Source organism: Thermoflexus hugenholtzii, assembly GCF_018771565.1.
GTDB lineage: Bacteria > Chloroflexota > Anaerolineae > Thermoflexales > Thermoflexaceae > Thermoflexus > Thermoflexus hugenholtzii_A.
This window is the reverse complement of the sequence record NZ_CP076326.1, coordinates 3,217,001-3,242,349: the sequence shown is the minus strand read 5'-3', so window position 1 is coordinate 3,242,349 and position 25,349 is coordinate 3,217,001. Positions and strand designations below refer to the sequence as shown.

Genomic DNA, 25,349 nt, shown 5'->3' with positions numbered 1-25,349 from the left:
CTGCCTTCCCTCCTCAATGGGCTCAGTTCCGGGCCCCGGAAGCGAATCCTCCGGCGATCATCCCGCCGCGGCCTCCACCGGTTGGGGTCCTTCACCCCCCTTCGCGCGCCGCGTAAAGCCGGACGGCGTGAAGGATCCGCTCCCTGGCCCGATCCGCGTTCTCCCACCCCAGCGTCCGCACCCGCCCGCCCTCCAGATCCTTGTAGACCGCGAAGAAATGCGCAACCTCTCGGAGGAAATGCTGGGGGATGTCCGAGATATCGTGGTAATCCTGGAACAGCGGGTCCATGGCAGGGACCGCCAGGATCTTATCATCCGGCACCTCCCGATCCATCATCCGAAACAATCCGATGGGCCGCGCCACGATGATGCACCCCGGGAACGTCGGCTCCGTGACCATCACCAGAACATCCAGAGGATCTCCGTCCTCATAAAGGGTTCGAGGAATCAGGCCGTAATCCCCCGGATAGTGAATGGGGGAATAAAGAACCCGATCGAGGCGGAGCAGGCCCGTCGATTTGTCGAACTCATATTTATTCCGAGATCCCTTGGGGATCTCCACCACCACATGGATCATATGGGGCACATCCGGTCCGGGCAGAAGATCCTTCCACAGATTCATCGCTTTCTCACCTCCGGATGGAGAGGATTCCTTTTGAAGCCCAGGGCGTTTTCTCATCTCAGATTGAAGTCTTCAACTGTTTGCTCGAGGGCAAGCACCCCGATGGCGCCGATTTGCAACCCTGCGGAGACACCGGCCATGACCGGAACGGATCGGTCGTAGAGCCATCCCAGCAAAACGCTTCCCAGCATCCAGGCCGTTCCGTAAACCAGGTAGAAGAGACCATAAGCGGTTCCCCGGCGGCTCCGGGGGATCTGCGCCGCGATGATCGCTCGCAGGATCGATTCCTGGGCGCCTGTGCCGATCCCCCACAAAACCACCCCGGCGATGACCAGGAACGGATCTCCCAGAAAGATCAGAGGGGCCGCCATGGCCGAAAGCATTATCGCATCCCTCAGCACCCGTACTCCCCGACGTTCATAGGCCCATCCCAGGACGAGGGCCGCCAGCGCATCCACACCCATCGCCAGCGCGTAAGCGATAGGGATCCAGGGTCGAGCCACCCGAGCGCCTCGCTCCAGGTGGAAGGCGATGAGGGCGAAATCCACATACCCTGCAGCCAGCAAGGCCACTCCGGCCAGATAAAGCCAGAAAGCACGCGAAAAGGCCTGCGAAGGCTTCCTGGGCCCTATCGGCTCCATCCGCTGAGGATGCGAATAAGCCAAATGCGCGCGAAGGAGGACGAGGAGAGCCATTCCGGCAGGGATCGCCAGGATGCCGAAAGCAGATGGGTAAGACGACGTTCGCAGGAGCATCGCTGCCACGATCACGGGCCCCAGAACCGCTCCGATTTGATCCAGCGCCTCATGGAGGCCGAAAGCCCATCCACGTCCCACAACGCCGGAGGCGTAAGAGAGCATCACATCCCGAACAGGGGTGCGGATCCCTTTGCCGATCCGCTCTAAGATCAGAAGCGCTGCCGCGATCTCCCAACGGCCGGCCAGAGCCAGCAAGGGGATCGCCACAAGGTTGACGAAATAACCTATCCACATGAACAGCCACAGCCGTTGAAGCCGATCGCTCAAAACTCCGGAAAGCAGGCGGCTTCCATACCCTGCCAGCTCCCCCATCCCAGCGATCAGGCCCACCACGGTGCCGGTGGCCCCCAGGACGGCCAGATAGGAACCCGCGATGCTCCGTCCTCCCTCATAGGTCACATCTGCCAGGAGGCTGAGGACTCCGATCCAGATCACAAAGCGAAGCGCGGGACGAGCGGAGAACCAGGCCGCGATGGTCCTCATCTCATCCCTCCTCCTGGCTCACCAGGTGGGAACCGGCTTTCCACGCTTCCCGGGCCGCCTGCCGCACTACCCCGGAGGGGTCGTTCAGCGCGCCCCGCAGGGCTTCCCGGGCTCGAGGATCATCAAAGGCCGCCAGGGCCTCCACCGCCGCCAGGCGCACAGGGAGGGGGCTCTCCATCCGCAACAGCAACGCCAGGGCGGGGATCGCCCGCGGATCCCGCAGACGCCCCAGGCTGCGCACCGCAGCCTCCTGGACGCCGAAATCCCGGGCGTGGAGCGCCACCTCAATCAAAGGCGGCACCGCCCGCGGATCCCCCAGCTGCCCCAGGATGGCCGCCGCGGTCGCCGCCCGGGTCCGCTCCGGATGCCAGAGGGCACGGAGCAGCTTCTCAAAGAAATCGCGCTCCTCCGTCAGGGAAGCCCCACAGGCCGGGCAAACCGCCTGCTCCGCCGCGGGCAGCTCCGCCCAGCACTCCGGACAGAACCGGGTGATTCGTTCCATCTCGCGCCCCCCGCCGGACGTTCAGGCTCCACCCGCTCCGCCTCCGGGATCCATCGCCCCGGCCGCCGAGTCCCCCTGCAGACGGCGCAAGGCCTCGCGAAGCTGGGCGTTCTCCTCCCGGAGGCGGCGGACCACCTCCTGTAGCCCGGTGCTCATGGTCTCAATGGCCCCATGGCTGAGCTCCCAGCGCTGGAGGGCCTGCTCGCACTGGAAGAGCCGGAACCTCACCACCGCGTGGCGTCCTTCGAGCTCCACCAGGCGCCGGATCAGGCGCTCCACCTCCTCCGCGGAATGGGTCCCGGCGGCCACCCCGGAGAGGACCGCCTGACCCTCCGCATACGCGGCTCCCAGCCCCAGGAAGAAGAGCAAACCCTCCGTGGGGCTCAGGCCCCGGGACGCCCAAAGGGCCTGCCAGCGCTGCGCGGTCTCCTCATCCACCTCGATCGTCCAGCGAACCATCCCCTTCTCCCTCCCCGACGAAGAAGGCGACCGCCCGGATCCACGAACGGCGCTCCTCCGGGCTCATCGGCTCATGGCGATAGTTCCAGTCGTGCTTGCGGATGTATTCCCGCAGCGCTCCGAGCAGACGTTGAAGGCGTCGGGCGGCGTCGCCGGCCAGATCCGCCAGAGCGTGGGGGGCACGCGCGCGGGCGCAGATCAGGGCCATCCGCAGGTGAGGCAGGCACAGCCCATCCGAAGCCGCGTAGCGCGCCCGAACCTCAGCGTCCTCCAGCCCTTCGACCAGCCATTCCGCATACGCCCGCGCGGTCTCCTCCCCCAGTCGGCACACCCGACAGCGCGCCCGCCCCTGCAAGCCGGGGATCCCTTCGGGATCCCCTGAGCGGGGAAGACGGAGGGCGTGAGCCAGCCGCCGGTGGAGGGGGAGCGGATCCATGGCTGGCTCCCGGGCCATCGCCTCCAGGACGGGGATCACCCGCTGCAGGAGATCCTCATACAGGATGGCGTTCCCCAACCCATCCCCGTAGCGGCGGGCCTCCAGGCGCTGCAGCTGCCAGGCGTGCCGCGCACAGAACCCCAGGCCGGCCGCCCACTGCTCCCGCGTGGCCGGATCGTTCACGTTCTCCCAGAGCAGGTTCTCCAGGTAACGCGCCTCCGCCTCCCGCTGCAGACGACACAGCGGGCAGCCCGGCTGTCGCATCGCATGCTGCAAAACCGCCAGACCCCAGCTCATCCGTTGACCCTCCAACAAAAAAGCCTCTATCCCGCTTTCGGGATAGAGGCTATCAGCCATGCTTCGCATGGCAGTTCGCGGGGATCCCCGCCCGGCGAGCCTCATCGCCGGATTCGTTCCTGCGTATTATTCTATACCCAATCTTCCTGCACTGTCCAATCGGTCCCCGCGCCACTGCCCCATCTGAACATCTCCCGAACACCCTCTGTGCTAAACTCAAAACCGCGCTCCAGCGCTGCATGGATCCCGTCCGCGGGAGGGAGTCGCGATGCCCGAGCGGATCAACCTCTGGAACATGCCCGCATGGGCCCAGCCAGCCGTCTACGCCTTCCACGCCCTCTGTCTGGCCATCTTCCTTCTTTCCTTTTATCGACGCATTCGGATCTGGTGGGCCGTCGGCCGGCCGGAGATGCGCTTCGATCGCCTTCCGGAGCGCCTGAAACGGGTCCTGATCTACGTCCTGGGGCAGCGCCGGGTGATTCGGGACCCCGTTGGGGGCCTCTCCCACGCCTCGCTGTTCTGGGGGTTCGTGATCTTCTTCATCGGGACCACCCTGGCCTTCATCGACGCGGACCTGTTCAAGTTCCTGCGGGGGGAGATCTATCTGGTCTATGAGTTCGTGCTGGATCTCTTCACCCTGCTCGCCCTGATTGGGATGGGGGTCCTCGCGTGGCGTCGATACGCTGCCCGCCCGCCTAAGCTGAGCTACGGCCGCCGCTTCGACCTGGCCCTGGCCTGGCTGACCGTCCTCATCGTCACCGGCTGGCTCCTGGAATCCTTCCGCATGGCTGTGCAGCGCCCCCCCTGGGGGCCCGCTTCCTTTATGGGATGGGGGTTGGGCCAGCTCTGGATCGCCATGGGCCTGGGGGAAGAATTCCTACGGCCCCTCCATCAGGCGACCTGGACCTTCCACGCTGCCCTGGCCGGCCTCACCTACGTCTTCATCCCGGTGGGCTTCCTGGTCCACATCGTCTCCTCCACCCTCAACGTGTTCTTCTCCCGCCTGGACCGGCCCAACGGGGCCCTGACGCCGATCCCGGACCTGGAGACAGCAGAACGGCTGGGCATCGAGACGTTGCGGGATCTGACCTGGGTGCAGCTGCTCAACGGGGAGGCCTGCACGGAATGCGGCCGGTGTCAGGCGGCATGCCCGGCGTATGCGGCCGGGACGCCCCTCAACCCCAAGCAGGTGGTGCTGGACGTGCGGAACACCCTCCACGCCCTGCTGCCGCCCACCTTGAACCCCTTCGCCCCCATCCGGGTGGATGAGGAACGCATCGTCCTAACTGGGGCGGTGACCCCGCGCGAGGCCCTGTGGGCCTGCACCACCTGCTACGCCTGTGTTCACGAATGCCCGGTGCTGATCGAGCATGTGGACCTCATTGTGGGCATGCGGCGCTACCTGACCCTGATGGAAGGGAATGTCCCGGCCTCCCTCTCCAACACGTTCCGCAACACGGAGCGGACGGGCAATCCGTGGGGGCAACGGACCTCCCGCCTGGAATGGGCGAAGGGCCTGGACGTCCCGGTGATGGCGGAGAAGGGGGAGGCGGAGGTCCTCTTCTGGGTAGGCTGCGCGGGGGCTTTCGATCCCGGCGGCCAGCGCACCGCCCGGGCCATCGCCCGCCTGCTCCAGGCCGCAGGGGTGGACTTCGCTGTGCTGGGGGATGAAGAAACCTGCACGGCCGAGTGGGCCCGCCGCGCAGGCCACGAGGCGATGTATGTGGCGGCCACCGAGGCCATCCTGGAGACCCTGCGCGCGTATCAGTTCCGTATCCTGTTGACCATGTGCCCGCACTGCTATAACACCTTCCGCAACGAATACCCACAGTTCGGCGGGCGCTTCGAGGTGGTCCACCACACGGAGTTCCTGGCCCGCTTGCTGGAGGAAGGCCGCCTCCAGCCCCGGCGCCCCGTCTCCCGGCGGCTCACCTTCCACGATTCCTGCTATCTGGGCCGTTACAACGGGATCTTCGATGCGCCGCGGCACCTGCTACAGAGGAGCGGGACCGAGCTGGTGGAGATGGCCCGGAGCCGGGAGCGGGGGTTCTGCTGCGGCGCCGGCGGGGCCCAGGTCTGGATGGACACCCCCCAGGCCCGTCCGATCCACCTCCAGCGCCTCGATGAGGCGTTGGGGACGAGCCCGGAGGCGGTGGCGGTGGCCTGCCCCTTCTGCCAGCTGATGTTGACCTCCGCCGCCCAAACCCGGGGCGTCGCCGAGCGGCTCCCGGTGCGGGATGTGGCGGAGATCCTGGCCGAAGCCGTGATCGAGCCCTAATCCTAAGGAACCCGAGCGCTGCTTACGGCGTCGCGATGGAAGCGCTGCTCCGACGCCTGGACTCCACGCTGGAGGACCTGCGCTGGGCCCTCGCCCAGGTCCCCCCGGAGCGGGAGGCGCGCCGCCCTCCCTCCGCCCTGGGCGAGTGGTCCGTGCGTCGCCATCTCTACCACCTCTGGTTCTATGAGCATCACATCGCCCTGCCCCAGATGCGCTACGCCTTAGGCCTGCAAGGCCCCCTCCTTCCCGGTGAGGTCCCGGATGAAGATCTCGCCTGGCCCCGGGAGATCCCCGCCGCCCGCTGGCTGGAGCGGCTGGAGGCCGTCCGCCGGGAGACCATCGCTCTGGCCCGTCCCCTCCCGCCTGAGGTCTGGACCCGGCCGGTGTCGGGGACGGTCTGGGGGACGCGGACGCTGGCCTGGATCGTTACCAAGACCCTCCAGCACACCTATGAGCACATGACCACGATCCTCCAGATCGCCCTCTTCTGGGAGATGGCAGCCGCCTTCGAGCCGCGGTGGATGGCAGAGTGAGCCCCGGAGTCGATGAGGACGACGATCCGCACAACGGATCTCACACGTCTTCGAACCCTTGTTTTGTGTTACAATATCGTGTTGAAGGAGGCGCGCGATGGCCCTGACGGCGGAAGACCTGCGGGATCTGGTCGCCCTCTTGCAGGCCCACCCCGAATGGCGGAAGGTCCTCTGGGCCCTCCTGGCCTCGGAGGAGGTCCTCCGCATGCCCACCGGGCTGGCGGATCTTCGGGACGAGCTGGCCCGGCTTCAGGTGGAGACCGAACGTCGCTTCATGGAGCTGGCAGAAGCCGTTCGCCGTCTGAGCGAGGCCTTTGTGAACCATCGTCAGGAGTTCCTGGCCCACCAGGCCCAGGTCAACGCCCGCTTCGCAGAGCTCAGCGCAGAGGTCCGCGCCCTGGCCGAGGCCCAGCGCCGCATGGAGGAATTCCTCCAGCGCCTGGTCGAGGTCCAGCGCCACACGGAGGAGTCCCTCCAGCGCCTGGCCGAGGCCTTCGCCGCTCACCGTCAGGAGTTCATCGCCCATCGCCAGGAATTCCTGGTCCATCGAGAGGAAACCAACCGCCGCTTCGCCGAGCTGACCGAGGCCCAGCGCCGCACGGAGGAATCCCTCCAGCGCCTGGCCGAGGCCTTCGTCGCTCACCGTCAGGAGTTCATCGCCCATCGCCAGGAATTCCTGGCCCATCGAGAGGAAACCAACCGTCGCTTCGCCGAGCTGGCCGAGGCCCAGCGCCGCACGGAGGAGTCCCTCCAGCGCCTGGCCGAGGCCTTCGCCGCTCACCGCCAGGAGTTCATCGCCCATCGCCAGGAGTTCCTGGAGTTCCGCGCCGAAGCCGACCGCCGCTTCGCCGAGCTGGCCGAGGCCCAGCGCCGCACGGAGGAGTCTCTCCAGCGCCTGGCCGAGGCCTTCGCCGCTCACCGTCAGGAGTTCATCGCCCACCGTCAGGAGTTCATTGCCCACCGCCAGGAGTTCCTGGAGTTCCGCGCCGAGACCGATCGCCGCTTCGCCGAGCTGGCTGAAGCCCTCCGGATCCTGACCGAGCGGGTGGACCGGGTGGAGGCCCGCCTGGATCAAGTGGAGGTTCGCCTGGACCGGGTGGAGCGCCGCCAGGAGGACCACAGCCGGGACCTGGGAGAGCTCAAGTCGATGCGCCTGGAGGCCCTCTACGCCGAAAAGCCCGCCGTCCTTTTCCGCTCCCTGCTGCGGCGGGCCGCCATCGTCCCGGACGCGCGGCAGGCCGAGATCCTGGAGGAGGCCGTGGCCGCCGGGCGCATCACGATGGAAGAGGCCGACCGGGCCGCCCCCCTGGACGCCCTGGTGGAGGGCTTCCACCGCCGGGAGGACCGCCGGATGTATCTGGCGGTGGAGATCTCCTGGCAGGGGACGACGAAGGATGTGGCTCGGGCGGCGGAGCGGGCGGCCGTTTTTGCTCAGGCGCTGGGGGCGGAGGTGATCCCGGTGGTGGCGGCGAAGGAATTGACGGCGCCGGCGCGGCGGATGGCCCGGGCGCGGGGGGTGTGGTGGCTGCAGGACGGGAGGGCCTTCGCCCCCCAAGAGATCCCCGAGGAAGGACCGGGGGAAGACGACGTGGAAACCCCCACATAAGGCCTGGCGGATCCTTCCCCCAGGCCTCATACCTCGAAAGGCGATCCCACCAGGCCCGCCTGCCTCAGGAAAGCCAGGGAGGCCTCGGCGGCATCCAGACTCAGCTCGAAGATCACCGGCCCGGTGAACCCATGCGCCTCCAGGGCCTGGAAGAGCTCCCCCACCGGGACTGCTCCCTCCCCGAGGGGAAGATGATCGGCCCAGGCGACGGAGCCATCAGGCCGCTCGCGATAATCGCCATCGTGCAGGTGCACTTCCGCCAGTCGGGGGAGGCAACGCGCCAGAGCCTCCCCGAAGCTCACCGGGCCCGGCTGCCGAGAGATCACATGGCCGGTGTCAAAGCAGATGGAGAGATCCAGCGCCTCCGCCAGCTCCAAGGTGAGCTCCAGAGGGAACTGGATCGTCTCCAGGGCCAGGGAGCGGGAGGGCAGGCCGGTGCGTCGCAACAGCTCCTCCACGCTGCGCGCAGCCTGTTCCTGGAACCGGCGCATGAGCGCCAAACGGGCGCCTTCCGGAAGGCCCGGCAACGTGAAGAACTCCGCGGCCAGAGGCCCCGCCCCGTGAAGCACATAGACCTCCGGCTCCAGCGGGGCCAGACGGAACACCGCTTCCACCAGCACATCCACCGAAGCGCGACGGATCCCCTCCACCGGGCTGGAGGGATCCAGCGTCCAGAGCGGAAGATGGACCGTGTAGCGCAGGCCCCGCGTTTGTTTCAGGTCCTGCAAACGGCGAAGCGCGGGGAGGGCAAAGGACTCCGGGAGCACCACCTGAAGGTCGGGGTTCAGCTCGATCAGATGGAACCCGCGATCCGCGATCCGCCCCGCCAGCTCCGCGGCATCCACCCGGGTCCCCCCCGGGGCACCCGACGCTGGGGGCCACAGGAGCTCCAGGAGCAACGGAGCCTGAAGGAGCTGAACACCGAAGCGCCAGGGCATCGCCCTCCTCCTGAAGCGAAACGCTGGATATCCCCTCCACGCGGGGTGCACGACACAGCTGCCCCCCCAAGGAGGGCCGGCCTGGAAGGGGCATCCTCATTTCCCACTTCTCATTATGGCTCAGCGGCCCTGACCGACGCCTGTTCCTCGATGCGCACCACCGCGGGGATCCCCAGGCCGATCCCACCCGCCAGGGCGCAGGCCAGCCCTCCGGCCACAAACCAGACGCGCACGCCCAGGGTATCTGCCACCGGCCCGGCGAGGACCATCCCCAGAGGAGAGATGAGACCGACGACGCTGGAGACCACCGTCAACACCCGACCCTGCAGGGCAGGTGGCACCACCGCCTGGAGGATGGCCAGGATCGGCCCGTTCGTCAGCACGTTCATCAGGCCCCCCATGAACATCACACCCAGCGCGAACGGAAAGGCCCCGGCGGGAAGAAGCCCCAGCGAGAGGATCGCTGCTCCCATCCCGATCAGCCCGACCAGGGTGGTGTGAATGCGCCGGCGGAAGCCTCCCCACGCGCTTAGAAGGAGCCCGCCGCTGATGATCCCAGCCCCCCAGGCGGATTCCAGAGCGCCCAGCTCCAGGGCGCCGCCCCGGAAATGCCGGATCACCAGCAGCGGAAGCAGCGCAAACGCCGGGTTCACCAGGAAGTTGATCAGCGCCCCCATCCCCATCAGGATCAACGCCCCTGACCATCGCCGCACATACTCCAGGCCTTCCCGGATTTCTTGCCATCCCACAGGCCGCGCCGGGCCGAAGCCCCCCGGACGAGGGATCCGCACGAACCCCAGGGCCAGCATCGCCAGCGCCGCCGTCACCACATCCACGAGCAGCACCCCCGGGAGGGGAAGGAGGCCCAGCAGGAGCGCCCCGGCAGGAGGAGCGACCATATTCAGGGCCCCGCTCAAGGCCTGGTTCAGCCCGGCGATGCGAGCGAGATGACGCTCCGGGACCAGCAGGGCGATTGAGGCCTGAAGGGCGGACCAGTGGAAGGTTTCCAGGATGGACCGGAGGAACAGGGCAGCGTAGATCGGGCCCAGATGCAACATGTCGGCCCGGGCGAGCAGGATCAGGAGGAGCGTGACAGCCGCCATCCCCCCATCGGCTCCCAGCATGATCCCCCGCCGATCCCAGCGGTCCACCAGGGCACCGATCACCGGCCCCAGCAGGACTCCCGGCAGGAGAACCAGCAACGTGGCGATGGAGAGGGCGGTGGCGGAGTCGGTGGTGCGGGCGATCCACCAGACCAGAGCGAACTGGACCAGCATGCTCCCGAACAGCGAGAGGGCGTGAGCAGCCCAGACGGCCCAGAACGCCCGCGAGATGCCGTCCGGAGATCGCATCGAAGCGCTCCCAAGCTGAGATCCTCGCGCTCACTCCACGGTGATCTCCACGCGCTCGCCCTCCTCCTCGTCCAGGACCTCCACCAGCTTCCCGCTGCCGCTCGCCCGCAACTGTTCGAGCCACTTCTGGAGGTCCAGCCCCGCGATCTCCGGCGCCAGCCGCCCACCGATCCGCAGCCCCAGATCCAGCAGGCGCAGCGGGACGTTCACATGCACCCGGGGGCGTCCGGTGGCCACATCGGTGACCCGGATGCGCAACCAGCGGCCGGCCGATGAAGGAGAGCCCTCCGCCTCCTCCGCCTCCTGGAGAGCCCGCAGCAGCTCCAGGCCCTGCTCGGCGGTGATCTGCCCGGCTTCGATCATCTTCAGGATCCGCAGCCGCTCCGCATCCCGCGTCATCGGTGCCTCCTGATGAAAAGGGTCGTGCGCGGCGTTTTCCCATCAACGCAGAGACGCCGCGCTCAGGTCGCAACCCATGCCGATCAACGTGCGCGCCGGCCGGAACCCGACGGCCAGCATGGCCGCGGAGAGGACGGGCTCCCCGCCAGTGAGGGCCCCGAGGGGGACGCCCGGAGGAGCCTCCTGCAAAGCGGAGGTCACCAGCCACTGGGCTTGCAGCGGCGTCGCCGAGGCATCCACGAAGGGCCGGAGCGTCCAGCGGCCCTCCCGCCGCGTCCACGCTGCCAGGCCCAGCATCCTGCCATCCTCCGCCTCCAGCACCCAGAGCCCCCTCCCGCGCGGCCGAAGAGGTCCCAAAACCAGAGCGGTCGGGAGGAGATCCAGGGGCTCAAACAGGCGCATCGCCGGGTTCTCCCAGGCCGCGACATGCGCCATCAGAGGGGAAAGCTCCGCCGCCCGGGCGGGGCGCACCCGGCATCCCGGGATCTCCAAGGCGGCCGCTCCCAGCTGTCCCGCATGCCCTCCTGCCTCCCGCCGCCAAAGCTGGATCCGCCCGATCTCCTGAAACCCCAGCGACCGATATAGCCGGAGAGCAGGCGTGTTGTCCGCCCGGACCTGAAGGACAGCCCGACGGGCCCCGGAAGCCCGGGCGTATTCCAGACACGCGGAGACCAGGGCCCGGCCGATCCCCCTCCCCCGGAACCCCTCCGCCACCGCCACATTGGCGATCAGCCAGTCCCCTGAGCCCGGCCGGAGGCGGCGGACCATCGTGTAACCCACGATGCGGCCGTCCTCCACCCAGACGTAGCCAGGGGCGAAGGCCTCCCCGGGAGGGAGGAACCACTCCAGCACGCGCAACAGCCATCCCAACCGCGCCCAGAAGCGCATCTCCCGCAGGATCCGCCAGCCCGCCTCATCCAGCTCCCCCGCGAAGGCCTCCGCCAGCAAATCGGCGATCCCTCCCAGATCCCGCCGCACGTCGGCAGGCCGCAACCCTCGATCCGCTCCCCGGCGGGCCGTGATCACCATCTCACGCCTCCGGAGATCCCGGGCGGCCGCGGAGCCGTCGCAACGCCTCCTCATAGGAAATCCGACCCGCCGCCAGCTCCTCCAGGATCTGTCGCCGCTCCTCCGGGCCGGGGGGCGCTTCCTCCTCCGCCTCATAGCCCATCGCCCGCAGGATCTCCTGCAACCGCTTGCGCAGCGTCGGATACGAAAGCCCCGTCAGGCTCTCCAGGCGGGTGAACTTCCCCTCGCTCCGCAGGAACAGCTCCACAAAGGCCAGCTGCTCCGGCGTCAGCCGCGCCAGCCGCCCCAGATGGAACCGGCCCTCAATCCGCGTCTCGCAGGCCGGACACTGCAGGGCCACCACCTCCAGCCCCGCCCCACACACCGGACACACCCCCAGCCACCCGTTCATCCTCCATGCCCTTTCAGGAAATTAAACATCTTTGTTTAGGAATTTTAAGCATGTCTTTCAAAAAGTCAAGTCCAGGAGGCTTCGGTGCGGGATGCGGGATCGGTCCGGTGGGGGGTGCAGTGGGCGGGGCCGGTCGGGGAGGACGATTTGCGTTACAATTAAGGAAGATTTCTTGCGTCCGCTCCGTCTGAGGGGGCGGGATCGTCGAAAGGAGGGAGGCAAGGAGGCGATATGGCGAACGAATCGCGCAGGCTCAACCGATCCGCTGCGGACGGCGCTTCCGCGGCCGTCTCGACCTATGACGCCAGCCAGATCCAGGTCCTGGAGGGCCTGGAGGCGGTCCGCCGGCGCCCCGGGATGTATATCGGCTCGACGGACATCCGGGGCCTGCATCACCTGGTCTACGAGGTGGTGGACAACGCCGTGGACGAGGCGCTGGCGGGAGTGTGCACCCACATCCTGGTGGAGATCCTGGAGGACGGCAGCGTTCGGGTGACGGACAACGGCCGGGGGATCCCGGTGGACGTGCATCCGCAAACCGGGCGGCCGGCCCTGGAGGTGGTGATGACCACCCTGCACGCCGGCGGCAAGTTCGGGGGCGGCAGCTACAAGGTCGCCACCGGCCTGCACGGCGTCGGCGTCAGCGCGGTCAACGCCCTCTCCGAATGGCTCGAGGCCATCGTCCAGCGGGACGGCTACCGCTATCGGCAGCGTTATGAGCGGGGCCGGCCGGTGACACCGGTGGAGCGGGTGGGGAAGGCGGACCCCCAGGGCTGGTATGCCCATCCGCGCTTCCCTCCCGCCCTGCAAGGGACCATCGTCCACTTCAAGCCGGATCCCGAGATCTTCCGGGGTGGGATCGATTACAAGTTCGAGACCCTGGCCCAGCGCTTCCGGGAGATGGCCTTCCTCACCCGGGGCCTTACCATCACCCTGGTGGATCAGCGGGAGGACCGGGAGATCACTTTCTACTTCGAAGGCGGCATCCAGTCTTTCGTCCGCTACCTGAACCGCAACCGCCAGCCCCTCCACCCCATCTGGTATGTGGAGAAGACTGTAGGGGACATCCTGGTGGAGGTCGCCCTGCAATACACGGACGCCTACAACGAGACGGTGCTGGCCTTCGCCAACAACGTGAACACGGTGGATGGAGGAACCCATCTGACGGGCTTCCGCGCCGCCCTCACCCGCACCCTGAACGATTACGCCCGCAAGGCCGGCCTGCTGAAGGAGAGCGACCCCAACTTCACCGGAGAGGACGTGCGGGAAGGCCTCACCGCGGTCATCAGCGTGAAGCTCCCCGAGCCCCAGTTCGAGAGCCAGACCAAGAGCAAGCTGGGCAACGCCGAGGTGAAGGGCGCGGTGGAATCCGTGGTCGGCGAGGCCCTGGCCCGCTGGCTGGAGGAGAACCCCCGGGAGGCGAAGGCCATCATCCAGAAGTGCCTGACCTCCGCCCGCGCCCGGGAGGCCGCCCGCCAGGCCCGTGAGCTGGTCATCCGCAAGAGCGCCCTGGAATCCCTCACCTTGCCCGGCAAGCTGGCCGATTGCTCCGAGCGGGATCCGGCGAAGGCGGAGCTGTTCATCGTGGAAGGCGATTCGGCCGGCGGCTCGGCCAAGCAGGCCCGCGACCGCCATTTCCAGGCCATCCTTCCCCTGCGGGGGAAGATCCTCAACACCGAGCGCGCCCGCCTGGACAAGATGCTGGCCAACGAGGAGATCAAGGCCCTCATCTCCGCCATCGGCACCGGCATCGGGGATCAGTTCGACCTCTCCCGCCTCCGCTACGGGAAGATCATCATCCTGGCCGACGCGGATGTGGACGGAAACCACATCCGCACGCTGTTGCTCACTTTCTTCTTCCGACACATGACCCCCCTCATCGAGAACGGCCACGTCTACATCGCCCAGCCCCCCCTCTACCGCATCGAGGTGAAGAAAACCAAAGAGGTCTTCTACGCCTACTCCGACGCCGAGCGGGACGAGATCTTCGCCAAGCTGCGCAAGCGAGGCATCGACCCCTCCGACGAACGCCAGGTGGTCACCCAGCGCTACAAGGGACTCGGCGAGATGAACCCGGAGCAGCTGTGGGAGACCACCCTGGACCCGGCGCGGCGGATCCTGCTCCAGGTGACCATCGAGGACGCGGCGGAAGCAGATCGCGTGTTCGATATGCTGATGGGCGCCGCGGTGGAGCCCCGCCGCCGCTTCATCCAGGCCCACGCCAAAGAGGTGCGCAACCTCGACGTGTAAGGCGCATCCCAAAGAGCCAGATCCATACGCTGGGCGGACGCTTCGGGCGTCCGCCCAGCCTTTATGAAGAAATCAGTCTGGAGGATTAAACCATATCCATGGAAGACCGGACAGCGGTTTCCGTAACAGCCAGGGGTTCAAGCGGGCTTCCGGAGCGCGTCCGTCTTGCCCAACGCGAGGAAATTTGCGGGCCCATCGCCGCAGCATCGCCATATCCTGAGAAGATCTCGAGGAGATGAGAACGATGGTCGGCAGGCAGGGGACAGAGGTGCTCCACTTGTTGTTGCAGGCGCGGACCGACCTCATCCAGTGGGTGATGCTGGCTCTGGCAGCGGCCCTGGGGGCGTTGCTGACGCTGCTGATCCCGTTGCTTCTCCATCGCGCCGGGGCCTTCCTGAGCCGCCGGGTCGGCAGATCGTTCCGGGAAGGGAGCCTCCGGCGGGTCGCGGCGCGCACCCAGCCGGTCCTCCCCCACGCCACCGGGCCCCTGCAACACCTCACCGATCCGATCCCGCTGGAGCAGGTCTTCGTGGTCCCTCCGCTGATCCTCCGCCAGCCCTCTTCCGCCAACGTCCCCACCGCGATCCGCTGGTGGATCGTGGGCGGACCGGGATCCGGGAAGACCACGCTCCTGCAGATGCTGGCCCTCCGCTGGTCGGAGGCCGTCCGGGGACGGCCGCAGGGCCTGCTGGCGCTGCTCCGGACGCTGGCCCCGGCGGACCGGGTGCCCGCCGCCGCCACCTTCACCGCTCAACTCCCTTTCTATTTATCGGCCGCCCACTACCAGCCTCACCTCCCCCTGGGCCCGCAACTGGCGGGGCTCCTCTACCGGATCAGCCGGGGAGCACTCTCCCTGCCTGCGGATCAGGTGGAACGCTGGCTACAGCAGGGCCGGTGCGCGCTGCTGGTGGATGATCTGGGGCAAACGGATCGCCCGGACGCGGAGGCCGCCCTCCTGGAGGCGCTGGAGGAGCTGGCCGCTCGAACGCGATGCTCCATTGTGATCGCGGGGAACAACCCGGCCCTGCGGCTGGAGGGCTTCGACGGCTTCGACCTCGCCCCCTGGTCGGATCCCCAGATCCAGACGCTGATCGAGCGCTGGCAGGCGGCCCTGGGCCGCCGCAAAGGGCCTGCCCTTCCAGATCCCCAGGCGTTGCTGTCGGCGCTGCGGGAGAATGCGGAGCGCTGGGAGCTGGCCCGCCAGCCCGGATTCCTGAGTGGGCTTCTCGCCCTCGCCGTCCAGAGCGGGGGCCTGCCTGCGCGTCGCTCCGCCCTCTACGCCCAGCTCGTCCCGATCCTGATGGACCGCCCTCAGGCTCTCCCCCCGGAGGAGGATCTCCCGGCCTCCCTCAAACGGACGGCCCTGGAACATCTGGCCTGGGCGATGCGCTGGCTGCGCCGCTCCTCCTTCCCTATCGGATTCATCGAAGAAGATCTATCGGATCTCTTGCGTCAGGATCCCCGCTTGGAGACGGCCCAGGTCCATGCCGCCCTCTCCTGGCTGCGGGAGCGCTGCGGGCTGATCACCCCCGGGTCCACCATCGCCTTCCGGCATCCGGCCTTCGCCTCGGCCCTGATCGCCCAATCCGCCCTGGTGGATCCCTCGCGGCAGGCCCAGCTGCTGCAGCAGGCCGAGGAGCCGGAATGGCAGGAGGCGCTGGTGATGCTCGCCGGCCTGAGCGAGCCTGCGGCCGCGCGGCGGCTCTTGACGGAGCTTCTGGAGCCGGAGGACGACTTCTTCTACACCCGAACCCGGCTGGCCGGCCGATGCCTCATGGAGGCTCCGCACCTTCAGACGGAGATCCGGGACGCGATCGTGGGGCGCCTGCGGACGTTGCTGACGGAGGCCCCCTATTCGTTCCTGCAACAGGAGGCTGCCTCCATCCTGGCCGGCATCCCGGGCCAGCTGGAGTGGCTGGCGGATCAGCTCCGCCGTCCGGATCTGCCCTTCAGCGCCCGCGCGGCCATTGTGGAAGCCATCGCCCGGGAGCAGGGCCCCCGCGCCGTTGGGCTCCTGGCCCTGGCCCTGCGGGACGATCGCATTCCGCTTCCGATTCGAGAGCAGATCGCCGAACACCTCGGGCATCTGGGGGATCCCGCCATCGCTCGGGACCTCCTGGATCTCATCGGGGATGAGAGCCTGGGGGTGGAGCTGCGGCGCAAGGTGGTGATGGCCATCGCTCGCATCGGCGATCGATCCCTGGGCCCAGCCCTGGTCGAGCACCTGGGCCTTCCCTGGCTGAACCCCATCGTCCGCGAGACCCTTCTGGATGCGCTGCGCACCCTGGGCGATAGCCGCGTCGTGGAGGAGCTGGTGCCCCTGATCCGGGATCCTGACCTGCCGCTGGAGCTCCGGCGCCGAATGATCGAGACGGCGACGGCTCTCGCTGAGGCCTCGCATCTGGAGACCTTGCTGACCCTGGCGGAGGATCCAAACCTGGAGGTGAGCCTCCGGGCGGCGATCGTGAACGGCCTGGCCGAGGCCGGCTTCCGGGAGCTCGGCCCGTGGCTGATAGGCCTGCTCCGGGAAGGCCCCCGCCACCGCCTTCGGGCACGGGTGAGCACGTGGATCCTCCGCTCAGGCAGCCCCTTCCGGCCGTGGCTCGAACGCCTGGGCCGCCGGCTCGGCCTGGCCGGCGCGGAGCAGGAGGAGTTCGCCCGCCTGCTGTTGCAACGGCAGGCGATCATCGCCCTGGGCCGGCTGAAGGAGGCCCGCGCAGTCCCCCTGCTGCTGCGGATCCTTCAGGACCCTCAGGCCCATCCCTCCCTGCGGGCGCTGGTGCCGGACGCCCTGGCCGCCATCGGGGCCCTCCGTGTGGTCCCCCAGCTGCTGGAGGTCCTGCGAGACCGCCACGCCGATTCCACAATCCGCGAGCGGATCGCCCTGGCCCTGGGTGCGATGCGCGCGTCCGCCGCCATCCCGGCCCTCCTGGAACGGCTGCGCGATCCCACTGAAGATCCCTTTATCCAGGCCCGGGCGGCCCTGGCCATCGGGTTGATCCGCGATCCCTCCGTGGCCCCCGAGCTGATCCCCCTGCTGCGCGCGGAGAACCTCCCGGTGACCGCTCGCCGGGCCATCGCCGACGCCCTGGGGACGCTCCGGGCGCGCGAGGTGGTGCGTTCGCTGATCCAGCTGTTGCCCGATGAGCGAATCCCCTCCTCGGTGCGGCAGGCCATCGCCGAAACCCTCGGCGTCCTGGGCGCGGCGGAGATCGGCGAGGAGCTGATGTGGCTGGCGCGCGACGAGCGGATCGATCCGCACGTGCGGGGGGCCATCGCCCTGACCCTCGCCACACTCCATCATCGCCCGGCAGCCCCGGAGATCCTCGCCATGCTCCCGGACGTCCGGATCGATCCGGCGATCCGCCAGGCCCTGGCGGAAAGCCTGGGGAACCTGTGGGATCCCACCCTGATCGCCCCCCTGGCCCGGCTGCTTCTGGAGAGCGCCCTGGATCTCCCCGTCCGCCAGGGGATCCTCCGGACCCTGGAGCGCCACGGCGGGCCGGAGGCCTTCCCGACCTTCTGGATCCTGGTTCGGAATCCAGAGACCCCGATGCCGTTGCGGCGGGCGGCCGCGGATGCCCTGGTCACCTGCGCCGGGCCGGAGTTCGAGGAGACCCTGCTGACCCTGGCCCTGGACCCCGAGATGCCGCCCTATATCCAGGGGCGCGCTCTGGAGGCGCTGCGTCGAGTGGGGAACGATCCCGACACCGTGCAGGCGCTGATCCGGGCGCTGCCGGCCTCGGAGATGCCCAACGCGGTTTTCCTCACTGTGATGGAGATCGCCCAACGGGCTCGGGTGCGGTTGCTGCTCCGGGAGACCCTCTCCCGTTCCGCCCCTGAGGAAGGGCATCTCCGGCCGCCCGAAGGAGAAGGCCGATCGGCGGGTTAACCGCGGACGAGGCGTTGCGGAACGGTTATGGGGACCGGGCAGAGCGCCCGGCCTCCTCCACCGGAACGGCGACCGCCTCGCCGCCTCCCCGAAGTGGGAGGCGCGCGCCGTCCTCCCACCGGTAAAGGCCCACCCAGACCCTTAACGGCCCCTGAAGGAGCGTCTCCGGGAGCGGGATGACCCGAACCTCCCGGATGCGGTCGCCGGGTCGCCAGACCCCCGTGTTGTAGGCGCCCTCCGCGATCCCGCCATCGCGCTGGGCCTGCGGTGGGATGGCCGGCGGCCACCGGAGCGCCTCCGCCTCCCGATAGACGTGGACGAAGACGCTATAATCCCGGGAGGGCTGTCCAACCGCCTCCCAGTCCAGCGTCACCGTGAGGACCCGTCCCGCCCGCACCGCCATCCCTCCCTGCAACGCGATCCCGTCCTCGAAGACCGCGCGCAGATTCGAGCGCATCCGATCGGGCGGCTCCGCCCGCATCACCCGGTAGCGGGGGACGCTCTCTCCCGGCCACGGGGGCGGCGCCCGCACCGAAAGCAGCGCGCCCGGAGGAAGCCACCGCCGCAGGAGTGGGACTTCCTCATATTGCCAGCCGATGACCATCGCCGGAGCCGGGGGCGGATCGGGAGGATCCTCCGTCAGCCGCCGGATCCGCACGCCGGATTCCCCCCAGAGGAGGTAGCGCATCTCCGCCCGCCCGGCCCAGAGGCGCTCCGAGAGCACCACGGTGCCAGAGGGCTCCGCGCGCCGGAAGGCGCGGATCTCCTGGGCCACCTCCCACGAATCCAGGGAGAAGGCCCCGCGCACCTGGGCCTGGGCCCACCATCCCGGATGGAAGTAAGCGACGGCGTGCCAGGGGAAGCTGAGGCCGAGCCCGCCCCCGAGGAGGAGGGCCGCCGCCCAGGGCGTGCGGGCCCAGCGGGCCGCCGCCTCCGCGAGGGTCCACAGGCCGAGGGCGGCCCAGAAGACCACCACCGGCAGCGCTCCGCTGGCCCGCAGGTAATGGGGGGCTTCCGCAGCCAGGAACGTGGGCAACAGCATCGCTCCCCCCCAAAGGGCCGTGAAGGGCGCCTGGCGGAGGGCCTGGATCCCACCGACCAGGAAAACGACAGTTAGGAGGGGATCGAAGACCGGGCGGCTCTCGGTGTTGTGGCGCGGAATCGAGTCGCCTTGCCAGAAAAACATCCCGCCTACCCGCAGCGCCTGTTCCTTGGCCACCCCCAGCCAGGGGCGCCCGCCCTGGAAGGCCGCCGTCTGCTCCCCGCGGAGGGTGAACTCCGCCGGGTGCGTGAGGAAATAGGCGATCAGCGGCGAGGCGGTGAGCAGCGCGCATCCCAGGAAGGCCCCGACGGCCCGAACCCGGAAGCGATCCGGCGCCCGCCAGCGACCGAGCAGCAGCCCCAGGGCGATGGGGAGAACCGTCATGCGGGCGGCCAGGTAAGTGTAGAACCCCAGTCCCCAGATCCATCCCGCCCGCGCCCAATCCCGCTCCCGGCCGCTGCGGGCGGCGCGGGTGAAGGCCCAAAGGGTGAGGGCGGCGGCCATGGGGAACAGGCCGGCCCGGAACCCCACCCGGCTGAGGTTCAGGGGCCAGAGCAGAAAAGCCATCAGCGCCCCGCTCAGGGCGCCCACCTCCCAGCGCCGGGAGATCGTCCACGCCATCCGGAAGGTCGCGGCCACCGCGAGCAGGCCGATCATGCTGGCGGTGAGCCGCAGCGCGTAAGGGGTGGGCCCCAGGATGGCGATGGCGCCGGCCACCAGATAGACGAACAGGGGCTCGCGGCCGTTGTTCTCCGGGAAAAAGATCCGCACCTCCCCCTGCAGCACCCGCAGCGCATCCAGCCCGTAATACGCTTCGTCATACCAGAGCCCATAGGGGATGTGAGGCAGGTCCAGCCAGCGGAGCAGAGCGGCGAGCCAGAGCAGGGCGACCGCTGCCAGCCATCGCATCCGGGTTCGTCGGGGCATCCCGCAAGCTCCACACAGCCAGGAATCGCGCGGAGGATTCCTCCAAAGGGCTGAGCGGGGCATCGGTGCGCCCGCTCAGCCCTTGAAGGCGCCCGTTCTCCGAGCACGAAGGCTCAGAACAGGGAGACCTCGCCGGCGATGATCTTACGGCGGACCTGGTGGATGTTGGAGAGGTGTTCATCCACGATCGCCCGCACGGCCTCCTGGATCCCCGGGGTGAGCGGGCCGGAGCGGACCCGGACGGCGGCGTTGGCGATCAGCGGCTGATCCAGCGGCTTGCCGATCTGGGAGAGCAGATACACGGTGGCTTCCCGGATCTCCGGCAGACGGGCGACGATGTCCCGGGCGATCTCCAGGGCCAGCACGTTGTAGACCTTCCCGACGTGGGAGATGGGGTTCTTGCCCGCGGCGGCCTCCAGGCTGGAGGAGCGGAAGGGGGTGATCAGGCCGGTGATGCGGTTCCCCCGGCCGACGGCGCCATCGTCGCCCATCTCGGCGCTGGTCCCGGTCAGGGTCAGGTAGAAATCCCCCCGCTTGGCGTGATCGGCGGTGTTGACGTCAACCCGGACCGTTCGTCCCTCCAGGGCGGGGAGGCTGGAGACGAAGCGCTGCAGCGCCTCCTGCACCCCCCGCTTGGCTTCTTCATACTCCGCCGCATCGTGCACCCGGGTGGCGATGAAGGGGACGGCCACGGTCAGGATGACCTGGTTCCCCTGGCGCAGCCCCATGACCTTGACGTCCTCGCCGATGGGGAACTGGTTGATCAGCTCGTAGTTGAGATACTGGGCGGCCTGGTAGACCGCCTCCTCCAGGCCGCTGCGGGGCCAGTGGGCGACGCCGAAACTGGTGTCGTTGGCGGTCACCTGATGGACGATGTCGATCAGCTCGCTGGCGCCGCGCCCGGCGAAGCAGTCGATGATCACATGCTTCACCGGATCCAGGTAGCGCATGGTCTCCCGCAGATAGGCCCGGGCGGCCTCGATGGCGATGGTCTCCATCGGGATCGCCTGGCCGTTGTAGTAGGGGGTGCCCCGGCCGGCGATCTGGATGCGGATGGGTTTCAGCAGCTCTCCGCCGCCGAAGCGCACCGAGACCTCTCCGGCGACCAGCTGGACCTTGTCAAAGTTGTGGTGCAACGCGCCGCCCAGGTGCTCCTCGCACCAGCGGGTGTATTCCCGGCTGATGCGCTCGGCAATCCCATCGCACAGGCTGTCCGGGTGCCCGATGCCCTTCCGCTCCACGATCTCCACCGGAAGGTCCTCGATGTAAGGGCCGCCGGCTTCGGAAACCACGATGTTCCGCATCCGGGTCCTCCTTTCATAACGGGTTCAGGGTGCCTGGATCCCACGGAGGAAGGTGCCCGAGGGGCCTTCCTCCGCCTGTTCGCCGCTCGCCGCACCGCACGGCCCCCGCTTCCCCCGACGGGGTGTGAACATAAAAACACCCCGCCGGGAGGAGGGGCGGGGCAAAACAAAAGCCTCTTCTGGGAAGAAGAGGCACATCGCCGCTGCGGGCCACCTCATCTCCCAGACCGAACCGTCTGCCGGATTTGGCACCATCCCCGGGAGCGCTCCGCCGGGGGGCGGCGTGCTCCCCGGTCGGCCCTGATGCTCCACGGGAGGTTGCCGAGGCTTCGTCGGGCCGGGTCCCTCCGCCTCTCTCGATGAGTGCCACGCTCTATTCAGTTGTCCCGGGATGAGGCGTCGTCGCTTTCCACGACGCCATCATCCCTTTTGCGTTTATCTTACCACAGTAAAAGGAAATGTCAACCGTCCGAACCCCAGGATTCTTCCCGCCATCCCGCCATGCCGGGCTTTCCGAGCGAATCGGGTGAGGACGACCCGGCGGGTCACCTTCACCGGCCGGCATACATATCCGGAACCCATCCTCCGGCGCCAGGAGCCGCCCCGGGGCTTTCCGGTGTCCGCACGATGGATGCCGCCACTACTCCCGGGTTGGGGGATGGGCCTCCAGTTCGGCGAAAGCCTCGCGGAGAAGGCTTTCGACATCCGTCGGCCCCTCTCCCTTCTGCAGCCAGAGGAGGAACTCCACGTTGCCCGCCGGCCCCAGCAGCGGCGAGGGGATCAGCCCCCGGGGCCACCAGCCATGCGCCCGGCTCCACTCGATCAGCGTCCGCAACACCCGTTCGTGGACCGCGCGGTCGCGCACCACGCCCCGTTTGACCTCAGCGCGCCCGGCCTCAAACTGAGGCTTGACCAGCACGATGGCGTGGCCCTCCGGGACCAGCCAGCGATGAGCATTGGGAAGGATCAGCCGGACCGAGATGAAGGAGACATCCATGGTCACCAGATGCACGGGCTCCGGCAGTTCCGTGAGATAACGGGCGTTGGTCCGTTCCATCACGATCACCCGCGGATCCTGGCGCAGCCGCATGTCCAGCAGGCCGTAGCCCACATCGATGGCGTAGACCCGAACGGCCCCGTGCTGGAGCAGGCAATCGGTGAAGCCCCCCGTGGAAGCGCCCACATCGGCGCACACCGCCCCCCGCACGGGGACCGGGAAGCGGGCCAGGGCGGCGGCCAGCTTCAGGCCGCCGCGGCTCACGTAAGGGAAAGGCTCGATGATCCGCACCGGCGCGTCCGGCGGCACCAGGGCCCCGGGCTTGTCCACCACCCGATCCCCCACCCGGACCCGGCCGGCGCGGATCAGGCGCTGCGCCCGCTCCCGGCTCTCCGCCAGCCCTCGCTCCACCAGCAGAAGATCCAGACGAACCCGACCCATCGCCCTCTTCCCCTAAACCGGATCCGCGCGTCTTGCCCCCCACAACTTCTCCGGGCAACATGAAAGCGCAGAAATCTCTTCTATGGCGGAGGTTTCATGGGTTTCCCTCTCCGCCCGGAGGGATGGCGGTGGCTGGGCAACGGGCTGATCCTCCTGGGCGTGCTGGTCTGGGTTCCCTTCCTCACAGCGACCGCAGCGGGGGAGGACTGGCCGATCCTCCCCTTCCTGGCGGCGCATCTCGCGGGCGTGCTGGGCGGGTGGCGGCTGCGGGCCCGGGCGGCGGCAATGGAAGGACGTTCCGGCGAGGCGCGGCATGGTTGGCGGCGGCGCTGGCTCAGCCGGGTTCTGATCTATCTGGGCGTGCTGGCCTGGGTCCCCTATTTCTATCAAACCCGGATCCTGGGGCGGGAGCTGGACATCTCCCCCTACCTGGCCGCGCACCTCACCGGGGTCCTCAGCGGGGTCGCCCTGCGGCTCAGCCTCGAGCTCGAGCGGCTCCGGACTCGCCGGTGACCAAGCCCCGCACTCACTCCGGCGCGCGGATCCCGGCCTCCAGAACACGTCCGTCGGTCCACGCCCAGCTCATATGAGGCGTGTTGTGGGCGATGCCGATGCGGCCCTCCCGGTCGATGGCGATCAGCCCGCCCCGCCCATTCACCCGCTCCTCCAGCAGGCGGATGGCGGCGGTCACGGCGCCCGAGGCGGAGAGCCCCAGGGCCATGAAGTCGCAGGCCGTTTTGGCGATCACCACCCGCATCAGGGTCTCCCCCCACCCGGTGGCCACCGCCGCTCCGCTGTGATCGTCGGCGTAAGCGCCGCAGCCGATGAGGGCCGAATCCCCCACCCGGCCCGGCCATTTGTTCGACATGCCGCCGGTGGAGACCGCGGCGGCGAGGCGGCCAGCGGCATCCATGGCTGCTGCCCCGACGGTGTCCATCGGCTCGGACAGGGCCCGCGCCAGGACCTCCCGGAGATCCACGGGTCCGTCCGCCCGGAGCAGCGCCCCGCCCACAGCGTCCCGAGGGGCAGCGAGCTCGGCGTCATCGGCCATGGGCAGCCCCAGCAACTCCGCCAGGGCCTCAGCCGCCGGGCCCACGAGGAGGACATGGGGGGTGCGCTCCATCACCGCCCGGGCCAGGACGATGGGGTGGCAGACCCGACGGACGGCCGCCACGGCCCCGGCGCGCAGGGTGGTCCCTTCCATGATCAGGGCGTCCATCTCCACGGTGCCCGCCCGGGTGCGCACACTGCCCCGTCCGGCGTTGAAAGTGGGGTCCTCCTCCAGCGTCCGCACGGCGGCCTCCACCGCGTCCAGGGCGGAGCCGCCGGCCTCCAGGATCGACCATCCCGCCTGCGCCGCCCGGCGGCATCCCTCCACCGCCGCCGCGTGGCGCTCCTCCGGGATGGTCCCCGCGCCTCCGTGAACGATGAGGATCGGTCGCGGCATCGGAAGGGCTCGAAGAGCGGGATTTCTGTTTTAGATGCGTTGAAGCCTGTTGCTGTCACCGCGCCCGCTGGCTCGAGCTCCCACTACGGCTGGAACGGGAACTGGCAGGAGCCAGCCAGGCCTTCAGGGAAGCGAACGCCGCACCACTGCGTAACGGCCTGCCTCCGCCACCACCGTGAAACCAGCCCTGCGGAACATGTTCAAGGTGCCGTGATAGGCCTCCGCGTCGGATTGCGGCGCAACAGCGGGATACCCTTCGGCCCAGCGCATACCCAGCTCCGCCAAGAGCGCACATGCCGCGTTCAGAAGAGCCGTCGCCACACCGCAACGCCGGTAGTGAGGATGAACAATAAAGCAAACGATGGCACCGACGTCGCCGCTATCTGAGGTGATCAACCACGGTAACTGGCTAAGTAAAGGAAAGGATCGGCGGGGCGCCGCGTTGCACCACCCGACCGGACGGCCACCGACATAGGCCAGGATCCCCCGTGCCACTCCGTCCTGGACGGCCTGGGCTATAGCCGTCCGGTTGGCATCAGGGGAGCGGTGCTCCCACTCCGTCCGTGCGCCCGAAAAGTAGTAGTAGAAGCAGTAGCAACCTGCCCATTCCGGTCGATGGGAGAAAGTTGCCGGATCGTCGAAGAGGTCCAGAAAGTCAGAGAAGGTTTCAGTGGTTAGAGGCCTGACGATCACCGGTTGCACGGGATTTCCTCCCGGATTTAAATGGTGGAGAGCTATGTGTTCGGGGACACCTGTCGTTGCCATGGTGCGCTGCCTGAGCGTTGGCTCCCCGAGCACTTCGCCGCGGGAACCTGCCTGGCAAATCCATCCACCGACCTCTTTATGATAGTCCAGGAAGGGCTCCGGCCGCCAGCTTGAACCCGCACCCACTGCAGGCGAGCGCTTGCCCCTTCACCGACCATTCGGATGGTCTCCGCACCACTGTGAACAATGTGAGCCGGCCGC

At 68.4% G+C, this 25,349-nt stretch carries 21 protein-coding genes and 2 riboswitches; of the genes, 6 read left to right on the top strand and 15 right to left on the bottom strand.

The window, feature by feature from the left end; all coding sequences use genetic code 11:
* Positions 1-91: 91 nt before the first annotated feature.
* The 5 genes from KNN16_RS14690 to KNN16_RS14670 are packed head-to-tail and all read right to left on the bottom strand — an operon-like array spanning position 92 to position 3,557.
* Entirely contained in the window at positions 92-622 is a 531-nt protein-coding gene (locus tag KNN16_RS14690; protein WP_299283544.1) for an inorganic diphosphatase, read from the bottom strand.
* A 53-nt stretch (positions 623-675) separates the two neighbouring features.
* Positions 676-1,863 carry an MFS transporter gene (locus KNN16_RS14685; RefSeq protein ID WP_303897831.1) on the bottom strand — a complete coding sequence of 396 codons (1,188 nt, stop codon included), beginning with the start codon at positions 1,861-1,863 and terminating at the stop codon, positions 676-678.
* A 1-nt stretch (position 1,864) separates the two neighbouring features.
* A complete protein-coding gene (locus KNN16_RS14680; protein WP_299283547.1) occupies positions 1,865-2,365 on the bottom strand; it encodes a HEAT repeat domain-containing protein in 501 nt (166 codons plus the stop codon).
* 21 nt (positions 2,366-2,386) lie between these two features.
* The gene (locus KNN16_RS14675) at positions 2,387-2,824 is read right to left on the bottom strand and encodes a hypothetical protein (RefSeq protein WP_299283549.1); all 438 of its coding nucleotides are present in this window, start codon (positions 2,822-2,824) and stop codon (positions 2,387-2,389) included.
* Complete coding sequence (locus tag KNN16_RS14670; RefSeq protein WP_299283551.1) at positions 2,796-3,557, bottom strand: DUF6062 family protein; 762 nt, start codon at positions 3,555-3,557, stop codon at positions 2,796-2,798. Before KNN16_RS14670 ends, KNN16_RS14675 begins: the two co-directional genes overlap by 29 nt.
* 36 nt (positions 3,558-3,593) lie before the next feature.
* A riboswitch (Fluoride riboswitch) is annotated at positions 3,594-3,675 on the bottom strand.
* Positions 3,676-3,825: 150 nt separating this feature from the next.
* Here KNN16_RS14670 and KNN16_RS14665 point away from each other — a divergent pair.
* The 3 genes from KNN16_RS14665 to KNN16_RS14655 all read left to right on the top strand — a co-directional run bounded on the left by KNN16_RS14665 (position 3,826) and on the right by KNN16_RS14655 (position 7,974).
* Positions 3,826-5,835: a heterodisulfide reductase-related iron-sulfur binding cluster gene (locus KNN16_RS14665; RefSeq protein WP_303897829.1), complete on the top strand. Its 2,010-nt coding sequence runs from the start codon at positions 3,826-3,828 to the stop codon at positions 5,833-5,835.
* Between the two features lie 35 nt (positions 5,836-5,870).
* Positions 5,871-6,368, top strand: a complete 498-nt coding sequence (locus tag KNN16_RS14660) for a DinB family protein (protein WP_303897828.1) — start codon at positions 5,871-5,873, stop codon at positions 6,366-6,368.
* Positions 6,369-6,465: 97 nt separating this feature from the next.
* Positions 6,466-7,974: a hypothetical protein gene (locus KNN16_RS14655; protein ID WP_303897827.1), complete on the top strand. Its 1,509-nt coding sequence runs from the start codon at positions 6,466-6,468 to the stop codon at positions 7,972-7,974.
* Positions 7,975-8,000: 26 nt separating this feature from the next.
* Here the strand turns inward: KNN16_RS14655 and cbiR are convergent, their stop codons facing one another.
* From cbiR to KNN16_RS14630, 5 genes are all read right to left on the bottom strand, one after another.
* Positions 8,001-8,912, bottom strand: a complete 912-nt coding sequence (gene cbiR / locus KNN16_RS14650) for a cobamide remodeling phosphodiesterase CbiR (RefSeq protein WP_303897825.1) — start codon at positions 8,910-8,912, stop codon at positions 8,001-8,003.
* 113 nt (positions 8,913-9,025) lie between these two features.
* The gene (locus KNN16_RS14645; protein ID WP_303897824.1) at positions 9,026-10,264 is read right to left on the bottom strand and encodes an MFS transporter; all 1,239 of its coding nucleotides are present in this window, start codon (positions 10,262-10,264) and stop codon (positions 9,026-9,028) included.
* Positions 10,265-10,294: 30 nt separating this feature from the next.
* Positions 10,295-10,663: a hypothetical protein gene (locus tag KNN16_RS14640; protein ID WP_299283563.1), complete on the bottom strand. Its 369-nt coding sequence runs from the start codon at positions 10,661-10,663 to the stop codon at positions 10,295-10,297.
* Positions 10,664-10,705: 42 nt separating this feature from the next.
* Complete coding sequence (locus KNN16_RS14635) at positions 10,706-11,692, bottom strand: GNAT family N-acetyltransferase (RefSeq protein WP_303897822.1); 987 nt, start codon at positions 11,690-11,692, stop codon at positions 10,706-10,708.
* A gap of 1 nt (position 11,693) precedes the next feature.
* Complete coding sequence (locus tag KNN16_RS14630; RefSeq protein ID WP_299283567.1) at positions 11,694-12,083, bottom strand: DUF2089 domain-containing protein; 390 nt, start codon at positions 12,081-12,083, stop codon at positions 11,694-11,696.
* A gap of 231 nt (positions 12,084-12,314) precedes the next feature.
* Between KNN16_RS14630 and gyrB the strand changes: the two genes are divergently transcribed.
* Both gyrB and KNN16_RS14620 read left to right on the top strand, forming a co-directional pair.
* Positions 12,315-14,333, top strand: coding sequence for a DNA topoisomerase (ATP-hydrolyzing) subunit B (gene gyrB, locus KNN16_RS14625; protein ID WP_299283569.1), 2,019 nt, complete (start codon positions 12,315-12,317; stop codon positions 14,331-14,333).
* A gap of 244 nt (positions 14,334-14,577) precedes the next feature.
* On the top strand, positions 14,578-18,225 hold the full coding sequence (locus KNN16_RS14620; protein ID WP_303897820.1) for a HEAT repeat domain-containing protein: 3,648 nt from the start codon (positions 14,578-14,580) through the stop codon (positions 18,223-18,225).
* Positions 18,226-18,250: 25 nt separating this feature from the next.
* Here KNN16_RS14620 and KNN16_RS14615 read toward each other — a convergent pair whose 3' ends face one another.
* The 3 genes from KNN16_RS14615 to KNN16_RS14605 form a co-directional block, all read right to left on the bottom strand.
* Entirely contained in the window at positions 18,251-20,194 is a 1,944-nt protein-coding gene (locus KNN16_RS14615; RefSeq protein ID WP_303897819.1) for a glycosyltransferase family 39 protein, read from the bottom strand.
* A gap of 113 nt (positions 20,195-20,307) precedes the next feature.
* The gene (locus tag KNN16_RS14610) at positions 20,308-21,498 is read right to left on the bottom strand and encodes a methionine adenosyltransferase (RefSeq protein ID WP_299283573.1); all 1,191 of its coding nucleotides are present in this window, start codon (positions 21,496-21,498) and stop codon (positions 20,308-20,310) included.
* A gap of 212 nt (positions 21,499-21,710) precedes the next feature.
* Positions 21,711-21,864: riboswitch (SAM riboswitch) on the bottom strand.
* Positions 21,865-22,138: 274 nt separating this feature from the next.
* The gene (locus KNN16_RS14605) at positions 22,139-22,936 is read right to left on the bottom strand and encodes a TlyA family RNA methyltransferase (protein ID WP_299283575.1); all 798 of its coding nucleotides are present in this window, start codon (positions 22,934-22,936) and stop codon (positions 22,139-22,141) included.
* A 96-nt stretch (positions 22,937-23,032) separates the two neighbouring features.
* Between KNN16_RS14605 and KNN16_RS14600 the strand changes: the two genes are divergently transcribed.
* Positions 23,033-23,449 (top strand): hypothetical protein, encoded by a 417-nt coding sequence (locus tag KNN16_RS14600; RefSeq protein WP_303897817.1) that lies wholly within the window; start codon positions 23,033-23,035, stop codon positions 23,447-23,449.
* A gap of 13 nt (positions 23,450-23,462) precedes the next feature.
* Here KNN16_RS14600 and KNN16_RS14595 read toward each other — a convergent pair whose 3' ends face one another.
* On the bottom strand, positions 23,463-24,383 hold the full coding sequence (locus KNN16_RS14595; RefSeq protein ID WP_303897814.1) for an isoaspartyl peptidase/L-asparaginase family protein: 921 nt from the start codon (positions 24,381-24,383) through the stop codon (positions 23,463-23,465).
* Between the two features lie 123 nt (positions 24,384-24,506).
* The gene (locus tag KNN16_RS14590; RefSeq protein ID WP_303897813.1) at positions 24,507-25,085 is read right to left on the bottom strand and encodes a GNAT family N-acetyltransferase; all 579 of its coding nucleotides are present in this window, start codon (positions 25,083-25,085) and stop codon (positions 24,507-24,509) included.
* Between the last annotated feature and the right edge of the window lie 264 nt (positions 25,086-25,349).

Excerpts from the sequence above, each read along its gene's own strand:
- KNN16_RS14610 (WP_299283573.1), bottom strand. The coding sequence starts at position 21,498 with ATGCGGAACATCGTGGTTTCCGAAGCCGGCGGCCCTTACATCGAGGAC.
- KNN16_RS14600 (WP_303897817.1), top strand. The coding sequence starts at position 23,033 with ATGGGTTTCCCTCTCCGCCCGGAGGGATGGCGGTGGCTGGGCAACGGG.
- KNN16_RS14645 (WP_303897824.1), bottom strand. The coding sequence starts at position 10,264 with ATGCGATCTCCGGACGGCATCTCGCGGGCGTTCTGGGCCGTCTGGGCT.
- KNN16_RS14615 (WP_303897819.1), bottom strand. The coding sequence starts at position 20,194 with ATGCCCCGACGAACCCGGATGCGATGGCTGGCAGCGGTCGCCCTGCTC.
- KNN16_RS14690 (WP_299283544.1), bottom strand. The coding sequence starts at position 622 with ATGAATCTGTGGAAGGATCTTCTGCCCGGACCGGATGTGCCCCATATG.
- KNN16_RS14675 (WP_299283549.1), bottom strand. The coding sequence starts at position 2,824 with ATGGTTCGCTGGACGATCGAGGTGGATGAGGAGACCGCGCAGCGCTGG.
- cbiR (WP_303897825.1), bottom strand. The coding sequence starts at position 8,912 with ATGCCCTGGCGCTTCGGTGTTCAGCTCCTTCAGGCTCCGTTGCTCCTG.
- gyrB (WP_299283569.1), top strand. The coding sequence starts at position 12,315 with ATGGCGAACGAATCGCGCAGGCTCAACCGATCCGCTGCGGACGGCGCT.
- KNN16_RS14660 (WP_303897828.1), top strand. The coding sequence starts at position 5,871 with ATGGAAGCGCTGCTCCGACGCCTGGACTCCACGCTGGAGGACCTGCGC.
- KNN16_RS14665 (WP_303897829.1), top strand. The coding sequence starts at position 3,826 with ATGCCCGAGCGGATCAACCTCTGGAACATGCCCGCATGGGCCCAGCCA.
- KNN16_RS14670 (WP_299283551.1), bottom strand. The coding sequence starts at position 3,557 with ATGAGCTGGGGTCTGGCGGTTTTGCAGCATGCGATGCGACAGCCGGGC.
- KNN16_RS14680 (WP_299283547.1), bottom strand. The coding sequence starts at position 2,365 with ATGGAACGAATCACCCGGTTCTGTCCGGAGTGCTGGGCGGAGCTGCCC.
- KNN16_RS14605 (WP_299283575.1), bottom strand. The coding sequence starts at position 22,936 with ATGGGTCGGGTTCGTCTGGATCTTCTGCTGGTGGAGCGAGGGCTGGCG.
- KNN16_RS14630 (WP_299283567.1), bottom strand. The coding sequence starts at position 12,083 with ATGAACGGGTGGCTGGGGGTGTGTCCGGTGTGTGGGGCGGGGCTGGAG.
- KNN16_RS14635 (WP_303897822.1), bottom strand. The coding sequence starts at position 11,692 with ATGGTGATCACGGCCCGCCGGGGAGCGGATCGAGGGTTGCGGCCTGCC.
- KNN16_RS14655 (WP_303897827.1), top strand. The coding sequence starts at position 6,466 with ATGGCCCTGACGGCGGAAGACCTGCGGGATCTGGTCGCCCTCTTGCAG.
- KNN16_RS14620 (WP_303897820.1), top strand. The coding sequence starts at position 14,578 with ATGGTCGGCAGGCAGGGGACAGAGGTGCTCCACTTGTTGTTGCAGGCG.
- KNN16_RS14640 (WP_299283563.1), bottom strand. The coding sequence starts at position 10,663 with ATGACGCGGGATGCGGAGCGGCTGCGGATCCTGAAGATGATCGAAGCC.
- KNN16_RS14685 (WP_303897831.1), bottom strand. The coding sequence starts at position 1,863 with ATGAGGACCATCGCGGCCTGGTTCTCCGCTCGTCCCGCGCTTCGCTTT.
- KNN16_RS14595 (WP_303897814.1), bottom strand. The coding sequence starts at position 24,383 with ATGCCGCGACCGATCCTCATCGTTCACGGAGGCGCGGGGACCATCCCG.